The sequence below is a fragment of the Sphingomonas sp. FUKUSWIS1 genome, from assembly GCF_000733135.1.
In the GTDB taxonomy this organism is placed as follows: Bacteria; Pseudomonadota; Alphaproteobacteria; order Sphingomonadales; family Sphingomonadaceae; genus Sphingomonas; species Sphingomonas aerolata.
Window position 1 is genome coordinate 1 of the sequence record NZ_JPJC01000109.1, and the last position, 3,471, is coordinate 3,471.

4 protein-coding genes are annotated in these 3,471 nt (G+C 69.2%); 2 read left to right on the top strand and 2 right to left on the bottom strand.

Annotated features, from left to right (window positions below; all coding sequences use genetic code 11):
• A partial coding sequence (locus sphsw_RS07730) for a DUF3429 domain-containing protein (protein WP_327195638.1) occupies positions 1 to 512 on the top strand: 512 nt, incomplete at its 5' end.
• Between the two features lie 11 nt (positions 513 to 523).
• Here sphsw_RS07730 and hemA read toward each other — a convergent pair.
• Together hemA and murI are read right to left on the bottom strand one after the other, a co-directional pair.
• A complete protein-coding gene (gene hemA / locus sphsw_RS07735) occupies positions 524 to 1,786 on the bottom strand; it encodes a 5-aminolevulinate synthase (protein ID WP_042466797.1) in 1,263 nt (420 codons plus the stop codon).
• 136 nt (positions 1,787 to 1,922) lie between these two features.
• Positions 1,923 to 2,717, bottom strand: coding sequence for a glutamate racemase (murI, locus tag sphsw_RS07740; protein WP_031440102.1), 795 nt, complete (start codon positions 2,715 to 2,717; stop codon positions 1,923 to 1,925).
• Between the two features lie 310 nt (positions 2,718 to 3,027).
• On the opposite strand from murI, the gene sphsw_RS07745 reads away from it, so the two are divergent.
• Positions 3,028 to 3,471, top strand: a 444-nt coding sequence (locus sphsw_RS07745) for a glycerol-3-phosphate acyltransferase (RefSeq protein ID WP_042466798.1), incomplete at its 3' end; no start/stop codon positions are given.

A 3,471-nucleotide genomic window follows, 5' to 3' on the forward strand; every position in this document is an offset into this window, starting at 1 on the left:
CTGCCGACCGGTCCGGTCGTCGCGACCGGCGTGGTCGCGCGCGTCTGATGGCGCCCGCGCCTGCGCCCTCCGGTGGCATTCCGCCGATCGCGCGGCTGCTCGGGCTGTCGGGGCTGTTGCCGCAGATCGGCGCGGTCGCGCTGCTGCTCGGCAACGACCCTGCGAGCCGATTTTCCGCGCTGGCGGTCGCCTATGCCTATGCCGCGCTGATCCTCAGCTTTCTCGGCGGGCTGTGGTGGGGGCTGGCCGCGCGCACCGAGGGGGCGCCGCGCTGGCTGTGGTTCGCGAGCGTGGCACCGTCGCTGATCGCACTGGTGACCGCCTGGCCGTGGATGGTCGGGCTGCGCTGGCCGGGGCCGTCGCTGGTGGTGCTCGGAATCAGCCTGATCGGCGCGCTGCTCGTCGATCGGGCGCTGGTCCGCGCCGGCATCGCGCCACCGGGGTGGATGGCGCTGCGCGTGCCGCTGTCGCTGGGGCTCGGTGTCCTGACCCTCACGGCGGCGGCACTATAGGCCGGTCCGGCTCAGGCCGCCTTGCGCAGGTCCAGACGGCTCCAGATCTCGACCAGCGCGTCGGTCAGTTCGCGCATCATCGCCTCGGTATGCGCGGGGCCGGGCGTGAAGCGCAGCCGCTCGGTACCGCGCGGCACGGTCGGATAGTTGATCGGCTGGACGTACACGCCGTATTCGGCGAGCAGCACGTCGCTGATCTTCTTCGCCTTGACCGGATCGCCGACCATCAAGGGCACGATATGCGTGTCGCCGATCATCACCGGCAGCCCGGCATCCTTCAGCATCGCCTTCAGCATCGCCGCCGACGCCTGCTGCCCGTCGCGCTCGACGCTCGACGCCTTGAGATGCCGGACGCTGGCGAGCACGCCCGCGACGAGCACCGGCGACAGCGAGGTCGTGAAGATGAACCCCGGCGCATAGCTGCGGATCACGTCGACGATCGTGCGATCAGCGGCGATATAGCCCCCCATCACGCCGAACGCCTTGCCGAGCGTGCCCTCGAGGATCGTGATCCGGTGCGCGACCTGATCACGTTCGGAAATGCCGCCGCCGCGCGCGCCGTACATGCCGACCGCATGGACTTCGTCGCAATAGGTCAGCGCGTTGTAGCGATCGGCGAGATCGCAGATCGCCGAGATCGGCGCGATGTCGCCTTCCATCGAATAGACGCTCTCGAACGCGATCAGCTTCGGTGCGCTCGGATCCTCGGCGGCGAGCAGCTCCTCGAGATGCGCGAGGTCGTTGTGCCGGAACACGCGCTTCTCGCAGCCCGAATTGCGAATGCCCGCGATCATCGACGCGTGGTTCAGCTCGTCCGAAAAGATGATGCAGCCCGGCAGGACCTTGGCGAGCGTCGCCAGCGTCGCCTCGTTCGAGACATAGCCGCTGGTGAACAGCAACGCCGCTTCCTTGCCGTGCAGGTCGGCGAGTTCGCCCTCGAGGTCGACATGGTAATGCGTGTTGCCGCCGATGTTGCGCGTGCCGCCCGAGCCCGCACCGACATCGTGCAGCGCCTCTTCCATCGCCGCGATCACCTTGGGGTGCTGACCCATGGCGAGATAATCGTTCGAGCACCAGACGGTGATCGGCTTGGGGCCGTTATGTCCGGCGAAGCAGCGCGCGTTCGGAAACGCGCCCTTGTTGCGCAGGATATCGATGAAGACGCGGTAGCGGCCCTCGGCATGGAGGCGGTCGATCGCCTGCGTGAAGACGCGCGAATAATCGACTCGTGGGCCCGCAATGCCGTCGGCCGTCGTGGAGACATCCGTAATCATGACCTGGGGCACTACGCCTCGCTTTCCGTCTAATCCAGCGCAATACCGTTGTTACGGTGATCGCTTTCCTCGTCCTTGTAGAACATTGCCATGCTGCGCGCATGACGCAAGCGGGCATATTGTCCCAAGCCTTGCGTCAGAGCTGCTCCATCCGGGTGAACCCGTGCCGGGCGAGTGCGGGGGCGAGCGCCTGTTCGTCGGGGCCGAGTCGCGTGAAGACCGCGACCCCTTCGCCGCCACCGGCCCAAGACTCCCCTTGCATCAGGTGGACGATCCGGCGCGCGATGCCGGGGCCGCCATCGACGAAGCGGATGTCCCGCGTCCCGGCGGCGGCGGCCAGCTCGGGGGCGACCAGCGGAAAATGCGTGCAGGCGTTGACGATCACGTCGATCGCCTCGCCGCCGGGTTGCGCAAACAGGCCGTCGAGGACGGCGGCATAGCGGTCGGGCGCGACCGCGCGGCCGTGGAGCTTGGCCTCCGCCATCTCGACCAGCGCCGCCGAGCCGTGGCGCAGGACGGTGCAGTCGGCCGCGAACCGCGCCGCGAGATCGTCGACATAGGCCTGGCGCACCGTCGCCTCGGTGCCGAGCACGCCGATCGTCCGCGTCACCGACAGCGCGGCGGCGGGCTTGATCGCGGGGACCGTGCCGACCACCGGCAGATCGAGCGCGGCGCGCACCACCGGCAGCGCGATCGTCGACGCGGTGTTGCACGCGATCACGATCAGCCGCGGCCGATACCGCTCCGCCAGCCGCCCGAGCAGCACCGGCACGCGCGCGGCGATCTCCGCCTCGCTCTTGGTGCCATAGGGAAAGCCGGCCGAGTCGGCGGCATAGACGAACGGCGCGTCCGGCAGGGCAGCGCGCGCGGGGCCGACGATCGACAAGCCGCCGACGCCGGAATCGAAGAACAGGATGGGGCGAACGTCCATCACCGCGCCTTAGGCGGTATCGATGGCGGGTGACAGCCTGCCGGGAGGGCCGAAGGTTGGCAGGGGTGTCGCCCGTCGCCCGCACGGCGCTTCCGCCGCCCGCGCCTTACGGTATCCGCCCCCCCTTCTTCCGTCATCCTGACGAAAGTCAGGATCCAGAGTTGCGAGCGTCGTCCTACCTGGCTCTGGATCCTGACTTTCGTCAGGATGACGGGGTGGAGGTGCCCGGGCGCGCCCCGCGACGCCCACGGACGCGGCATTTGCCGTCCGCCCCGGGTCGTTTATAGCGGGGCGGAACGGGGGAGCTTTCTTGCAGACGGACATATTCTGGGTCGCGCCGACGCTGTCGCTGGCGCTCGGCTACCTGCTGGGGTCGATCCCGTTCGGCGTCATCCTCACGCGGCTGGGCGGCGCGGGCGATCTGCGGACGATCGGATCGGGCAATATCGGCGCGACCAACGTGCTGCGGACCGGGCGCAAGGGCCTCGCCGCGGCGACGCTGCTGCTCGACATGGCCAAGGGTCTGGTCGCGGTGCTGCTGGTGGCGCATCTGTTCCCCGGCAACGCGCTGCTCGCGGCGGCCGGCGCCTTTATCGGCCATTGCTACCCGGTCTGGCTGCGGTTCCGCGGCGGCAAGGGCGTCGCGACGCTGATGGGAATCGTCGTCGCGCTCCACTGGCCGCTCGGGCTGGTCTATGCGGCGGTGTGGCTCGGCCTGCTCGGCACGTTGCGGATCTCGTCGGTCGCGGGCATC